The following is a 6,634-nucleotide window of genomic DNA, read 5'->3' as shown; positions in this document are numbered from 1 at the left end:
AGCAGCGCCAGCCCCATGGCCACCATGAAGACCCCGTGAAAGCTCCAGATCTCCGCCACAGTCCCCGCTATCGCCCCCGCCATGATGGAGCCGGTGCGGATGCTGTTGGCGAACAGGGTGGTCGCCACCCCGGCGCGGCCCGGCATCAGATCCTGGAAGTAGGACATGCCGATGCCGGCGACGATGCCGATGAAGATGGCGTTGAGCAGTTGCAGCGCAATGAGGGCATGCTGGCTCGACAGGGTCACCAGCCCCACGTAGAAGCCGACCCCGGCCAGCACCGCCAGCAGCATCATGGGGCGCTTGCCAAAACGCTGGGTGTAGTGACCCGCCAGCAGCATGAAGGGGATCTCGAGGGCCGCCGCCGTGCCCATCAGCACCCCGGCCAGCTTCTCCTCCAGCCCCAGCTCGCGGGTGATGTAGAGCGGCATGTTGATGAGGTACATGCTGTTGCAGGTCCACATCAGGGTGGAGGCGATGAAGAGCGCGCGCACCGACGGATCCCGCCAGCTGCTGACCCGCTCCACCTCGCTGTCCATCACCGGCAGCGGCAACGAGGGCAGCCAGCGCCACACCACCAAGGCACAGAGCAGATAGGCCACTGCGGAGGCGAGGTACATCACCTCGAAGCCGTAGCCGATTGCCAGCGCGAAGGCGATGGGTGGCCCTATCACCCAGGCCAGCGAGAACTGGGCCCGCAGCACCGAGCTGAACATGTCGGCCCGCTTGTTGCGGCTGTCGGCATATTCCCGCGCCAGCGCGAACAGCTGGGGGCTGGCGGTAGCGGCCAGGCTTGCCAGCAGCACCCCCAGGCTCACCAGCAGCCAGTATTGACGGTTCCAGGCAAACAGCAGGGAGAGCACCACGCCGGCGAAGCAGCAGCGCAGGATCAGTCGCTTGCGATCCCCCTTGTTGTCGGAGCGATGGCCAAGCCATTGGCTGATGAGGATGCCGATCACCGCGTTGACGGTATAGAAGAGCCCCACCAGGAAGGGGCGCACCTGCACCTCCTCGGCCAGGAACAGGCTCAGGGTGGGCACCTGCAGCGCCACCGCCACCCCGGTCATGAAGGTCACGGCCAGAAAAGAGAGAGAGACGGGATCCGTCCTGTTGCGGGCAGCAGTCAACAAGCGCATAGAATTACCACTGATTGGAGGGAAGAAAACTGGCCAAAATTCGGCAAGTGCATGAAATGGCGCCGCTTATTTTATGTCATTATCAAGAGCCACCTCAAGGCTTGCGACCCCGTCCCCGACCCCGTACAGTGAAAGCCCACTGGCCAGCATAAGGATTTCACATGTTTGATTTTGACCGGGAAATAGATCGCAGCGGCACCATGAGCCTGAAATGGGACAAGTACAAGGGACAGGACGTGCTGCCCATGTGGGTCGCCGACACCGACTTCGTCTCCCCCCCTGCCGTCGTCGAGGCCCTCACGGCACGGGTCGCCCACGGCATCTTCGGCTACTCCCGCCCCTCTCCCCGGCTGATCGAACTCATCATCACGCGGCTGGCCAGCCGCTATAGCTGGACCATCCAGCCCGAGTGGCTCGTCTTCCTGCCCGGGGTGGTACCCGGTCTCAACCTGGCCTGCAAGGCCTGGAGCCAGCACGGCCGTGGCATCATCACCCCCAAGCCGGTCTACTACCCCTTCCTGCAGGCGCCGGGCTTCAACGACCGGCCGCTGCTCACCGTGCCCATGGTGGAAGAGGCCGGCCGCTGGGTGCTGGATATCGAGGAGCTGGAACGCCAGGCGCCGGCGGCGGATCTGCTGCTGCTGTGCAACCCGCAAAACCCGGGCGGCACCGTCTTCACCCGCGAGGAGCTGCTGGCCATCGACGCCATCGCCGAGCGCCACAACCTGGTGATCTGCTCCGATGAAATTCACTGCGACCTGTTGCTGGACAAGGACGCCCTCCACATCCCCTACGGCGCCATCAGCCCGGCGGCGGCCGAGCGTTCGGCGGTGATGATGGCCCCGAGCAAGACCTTCAACATCGCCGGGCTCTGCTGCGCCTTCGCAGTGGTGCCCAATGCCCGTCTGCGCCTCAAGCTGCAGCAGGCGATGCGCGGCATCAGTGCCGACGTCAACCTGCTGGGCTTCGTGGCCGCCGAGGCGGCCTATGAAGGGGGCGAACAGTGGCTCAGCGAACAGCTCGACTACCTGGCCGCCAACCTGGCGCTGATCGAGCAGGCGGTCGCCCGCTGGCCCGGCATCAAGCTGGCGCGCCATCAGGCCACCTACCTCGCCTGGATCGACGTGAGCGCGTTGGGGCTGGACGATCCCATCGCCTTCTTCGAGCAGGCCGGGGTGGGGCTCTCCCCCGGTGCCCAGTTTGGCGACGGCCAGTTCGTGCGGCTCAACTTCGGCTGCACCCGGGCTCGCCTCGTCGAGGCCTTGGCCCGCATGGAGAAGGCCATCCTGGCTCGCCGCTGAGCCCCTGCGGGGCGGCGCCAGCCGACCCCGCAATATAATCTGTCCGACCCGATCCGTATCCGCACGCAATAGGGTATATTTTGGCGACGCCCCACCCCGGCCATCCCGGGGCGCCAGGGGCCACCCAACACGGCACCGGCCGCCCTCTTGCGGGTAACGGCCCGATGCCAACCGGGATGGGGCTGACCCATCCTTTTTATCAGCCAATGATCCGGTTCACTATGTTCCAACGCGTCTTGCACCTTCTGCCCATCCGGCTGTGCCGAGCCCTGCCCTGGCTGGCAGCAACCCTGGCCCTGCCCCTGCAGGCCGCCACCTATCTCACCATCGGTACGGGGCCGCTGAACGGCGTCTACTACCCGACCGGCGGCGCCATCTGCCGGCTGCTCAATGAAGAGAGCGGCAGCCACGGCCTGCACTGCTCGGTGCAGAGTACCTCAGGTTCCCTCGCCAACCTGAAGGCGCTGGCGCAGGGCAACATCCAGCTGGCGCTGGTGCAGTCGGACGTGCTGCATCACGCCGCTCACGGCACGGGCCCCTTTCAGGGTCAACCCCCCGCCGATCAGCTGCGCAGCCTATACCGCCTCCATCAGGAGTCGCTGACCCTGCTTGCCAGCGCCACCAGCAACATCAACACCCTGGCCGACATCGAAGGCAAGCGGGTCGATCTTGGCAACCCGGGCTCCGGGGAGCGGGTCACCAGCCAGGCTCTGCTGGACGCCATGGGCTGGCAGGCCAAGAGCTTTGCCCCCGTCATCCCAGCCGCGGCCAACAACCGGCTGGAGGGGCTCTGTGACGGTACCCTGGACGCCGCCTTCGTGGTGGCGGGCCACCCCAATCAGGCCATCGGCGATCTCACCGGCCGCTGCAAGGCGCGCCTCATCCCCATCGAGGGGGAACAGATAGACAGGCTGCTCAAGCAGCACCCCTACTATCAGCGCGGCCGCATCGGCGCCAACCTCTATCCGGGCCAGACCAGCGGGATCAACACCTTCGCCGTCACCGCCGAGCTGGTGGCACTGGCCAGCCTGCCAGAGGGCGAGGTGCGCACCGTGCGCGACGTGCTGAGCGGCCGTCTCAAGCAGTTCACCCGCCTCCACCCGGCACTGACCCAGCTCACCCTGGAGGGGATGCTGGGTGAGGCGGAAGTGCCGCGCCACACCGGCATGGCGGATGCTCCGCCCACCCTGCTGCCCGAGACCCTGAGCCCGGCTCCGGCGACCTCGGAGGCCCTGGCAACGTCAGCGGCGCAGCCCACCGAGGTGGCACACCCCGCCGGTGAGGAAGCGAAGCAAGCTGCCGGCGAGACGGGCGCCCCCTCCCCGGAAGGCACGCCCGCCACCTCCTCCGGGCAGACGCCTGGTGCCCTGCTGCCGACCCCCTCGGCAGCCACAACCACCGAGCCGGGTGCGAGTAGCGTGCTCGAAGGGGCCGCCGTGGAGCAGGGCGGCACGCTGACCGGCACGGCTGCGCCAAGCCCCTCTGCCGTGGTGAGCGGGGCACAACCTGCCTCACCGGCCCCCGCCGAACCGGCATCGACAGCACCGGCACCGGCCGCACCAAGCGGCGCCTCACCGACCGCAGAGGGCACGCCTGCCCAGTAAGACCGCCAAACAACCACAACGACAGAGGCCACCCAAGGGTGGCCTCTTTTTGTTTCGATATTGGCTGGGCTCACGCCCCGGCGTCCGGCAACGGCGCCGGGCGCTGGATCTCCTGCTCCACCCAGTGCAGCAGCTGCTTGATGGCGCGCGACAGCACCTGGTTCTGGCGCACCACATACCCTAAGCTGGTGCCGGGGAAATCGGTGAGCCGGGTCACCGGGGCGGTCAGCTTGAGCCGCGGGTGAATGGAAAAGTCCGGCACTATGGCCACCCCGAAGCCCGCCTCGGCCCAGTCAAGCTGGGCGTCCACGCTGCCCACTTCCATGATGCGACAGCTGGGCAGACCGAGCAGCGGCAAAGAGGGGTCGATAAGCGCCCGGGTACGGGTGTCGTGCCCCAGCAGGATCAGGGTCGGCTCGTCGAGGGGATCGCTCTCCCCCGCCTGCGCCCGCGCCTGCCAGCGGGCGAGACCGTGGCCCAGCGCGCACCAGGTCACCTGCTGCAACTCGGTGTAGAACAGCGGCTCGCTGCGCTTTTGCGCCATCACGAAACCCAGATCCGCCTTGCCCGCCTTGACCAGCTCAGCCGCCTGATCCGAAGTGGTATTGAACAGGGTGAGGTCGATGCCGGGGAACTCCTGCTTGAAGCGCTGGAACGGCTGAATGAGCAGCAGGCGCGAGATGATGTCGCTGGCGGCGATGGCCAGCGTCCCCTGACTCAGCTGGTTGAGGGCGTTGAGATCGGACTGGCAGAGCTGCAGCTCGGCGATGGCGCGCTCGGCGCTTTGCAGCAGCCGCTCGCCGGCCTGGGTCAGCCGAAACGGGCTGCGCTCGATGAGTTTGACCCGGGTGGCCTGCTCCAGATTCTTGAGGTGCAGGCTCACATTGGGCTGGGTCATGTGCAGTTCGGTGGCGGTCTGGCCGAAGTGCTGCAGCCGAGCCAGGGTGACGAAGGTGTGCAGCCAGTGGATGTCCAGCATGGGGATCCTCTTGTGCCGCCACGGCCGCACAGGCCCCTGACGGGGATGCCGGTACGGCAGAGGGGGCAGTTTGCCGATAAATTCACCTTAATTATATGACTCTCTTATCGGAATTATAAAGATAATTAATTTTTCTAATCCTCCTGAGCCTCCTAGGATGATCGCCTAACGTCTTAGGAGAAAGAGTCATGTCGTCTATCGTAGTCGTAGGTGCCAACTGGGGTGATGAAGGCAAAGGCCGCATCGTGGATTATCTGGCAGGCCAAGCCGGCGCCAGCATTCGCTTCCAGGGCGGCAACAACGCCGGCCATACCGTCGTCAACGACCTTGGCACCTTCAAGCTGCACCAGGTTCCGAGCGGTGTGTTCAACCCGGATTGCCTGGTCGTGCTGGGCCCGGGCATGGTAATCAGCCCCGAGAAACTGACCGTCGAGCTGGACGAAGTGAAAGCCTCCGGCGTCACTCCCAAGCTGGCCATCTCTGATCGCGCCACCCTCTGCCTGCCGCTGCACGCCATGGAAGATACCCTGGAAGAGCAGCGCCTGGGCGACGGTGCCTACGGTTCCACCCGTCAGGGCATCGCTCCCGCCTATGGCGATCGCGTCATGAAGAAAGCGATCCTGGTGGGCTGGCTGAAGCAGCCGGAAGTACTGGTCGAGCGCATTCAATTCTTCCTCGACTGGAAACTGCCGCAGCTCAAGGCACTCTACCCGACCTTCGAATTCAACCAGACCGCCCAGGAGATGGCCGACTGGCTGTTGGAAGTGTCCGCTCCCTGGATCGACTCCGTCTGCAACGTCAGCATGCCGCTCAAGGCACTGCAGGCCGAAGGCAAGACCCTGCTGTTCGAAGCCCAGCTGGGCGCCGGCCGTGACCTGATCTACGGCGAATACCCCTGGGTGACCTCCTCCCACGTTTCCGGCGCCTATGCCGGCATCGGTGGCGGCCTGCCGGGTCTGCGTCCCGAGCGCGTCATCGCCGTCGCCAAGGCGTTCAGCACCTCCGTCGGTACCGGCACCCTGCTGACCGCCATGGAGAACCAGGACGAGTTCCGCAAGATCGCCAACGAATTCGGCGCCACCACCGGTCGTCCCCGTGACGTCGGCTACTTCGACGCCGTCGCCACCAAGAACGGTGTCGAGCTGCAGGCTGCCAACGAAGTGGCACTGACCAAGCTGGACTGCCTGACCGGTCTGCCGGATCTGAAGATCTGCGTCGCCTACGAAGGTGCCCACACCGAGAACCCGATCTGGCCGCAAACTGCCGGTCTGAAGCCGGTTTACGAAGTGATGGAAAGCTGGAGCGAAGACATCACCGGCTGCCGCACCTTCGCCGAGCTGCCCAAAGCGGCTCAGCAGTACGTACTGCGCATCGAAGAGCTGCTGGGCGTACCGGTGCCGATGGTCTCCGTCGGCCCGGGCCGTGACGAGATGATCCTGCGCTAAGTCGCGCGATCAGCTGTCAGCACAGTAAAAAACCGGCATCCAGGATGCCGGTTTTTTTATGCCTGGCGTGCCACCACTCTTTCGCAGCGCTCACCAACAATCAACACAACGACTCATATCATGGCAGCAAGCAGGTCACTTTGAGCGGTTGGGTCACTCACCTTCTCCC

At 65.4% G+C, this 6,634-nt stretch carries 5 protein-coding genes; 3 read left to right on the top strand and 2 right to left on the bottom strand.

What is annotated here, in order from left to right; translation table 11 throughout:
- Positions 1 to 1,136, bottom strand: a 1,136-nt coding sequence (locus BN1143_RS00840) for an MFS transporter (RefSeq protein ID WP_042049301.1), incomplete at its 3' end; no start/stop codon positions are given.
- Between the two features lie 161 nt (positions 1,137 to 1,297).
- Between BN1143_RS00840 and BN1143_RS00835 the strand changes: the two genes are divergently transcribed.
- Both BN1143_RS00835 and BN1143_RS00830 read left to right on the top strand, forming a co-directional pair.
- Positions 1,298 to 2,437 carry a MalY/PatB family protein gene (locus BN1143_RS00835; protein WP_042049300.1) on the top strand — a complete coding sequence of 380 codons (1,140 nt, stop codon included), beginning with the start codon at positions 1,298 to 1,300 and terminating at the stop codon, positions 2,435 to 2,437.
- Positions 2,438 to 2,658: 221 nt separating this feature from the next.
- Entirely contained in the window at positions 2,659 to 4,041 is a 1,383-nt protein-coding gene (locus BN1143_RS00830) for a TAXI family TRAP transporter solute-binding subunit (RefSeq protein ID WP_052444018.1), read from the top strand.
- A 70-nt stretch (positions 4,042 to 4,111) separates the two neighbouring features.
- Here the strand turns inward: BN1143_RS00830 and BN1143_RS00825 are convergent, their stop codons facing one another.
- Positions 4,112 to 5,020 (bottom strand): LysR family transcriptional regulator, encoded by a 909-nt coding sequence (locus BN1143_RS00825; RefSeq protein ID WP_042049298.1) that lies wholly within the window; start codon positions 5,018 to 5,020, stop codon positions 4,112 to 4,114.
- 188 nt (positions 5,021 to 5,208) lie between these two features.
- On the opposite strand from BN1143_RS00825, the gene BN1143_RS00820 reads away from it, so the two are divergent.
- Complete coding sequence (locus BN1143_RS00820; RefSeq protein WP_005303296.1) at positions 5,209 to 6,465, top strand: adenylosuccinate synthetase; 1,257 nt, start codon at positions 5,209 to 5,211, stop codon at positions 6,463 to 6,465.
- Positions 6,466 to 6,634: the final 169 nt, after the last annotated feature.

The sequence above is a fragment of the Aeromonas dhakensis genome, assembly GCF_000820305.1.
Taxonomy (GTDB): domain Bacteria; phylum Pseudomonadota; class Gammaproteobacteria; order Enterobacterales; family Aeromonadaceae; genus Aeromonas; species Aeromonas dhakensis.
This window is presented reverse-complemented; position numbering and strand designations above follow the sequence as displayed.

What these genes read in the sequence shown, in the direction of transcription:
- BN1143_RS00835 (WP_042049300.1), top strand. Translation starts at nt 1,298, where the DNA reads ATGTTTGATTTTGACCGGGAAATAGATCGCAGCGGCACCATGAGCCTG.
- BN1143_RS00830 (WP_052444018.1), top strand. Translation starts at nt 2,659, where the DNA reads ATGTTCCAACGCGTCTTGCACCTTCTGCCCATCCGGCTGTGCCGAGCC.
- BN1143_RS00825 (WP_042049298.1), bottom strand. Translation starts at nt 5,020, where the DNA reads ATGCTGGACATCCACTGGCTGCACACCTTCGTCACCCTGGCTCGGCTG.
- BN1143_RS00820 (WP_005303296.1), top strand. Translation starts at nt 5,209, where the DNA reads ATGTCGTCTATCGTAGTCGTAGGTGCCAACTGGGGTGATGAAGGCAAA.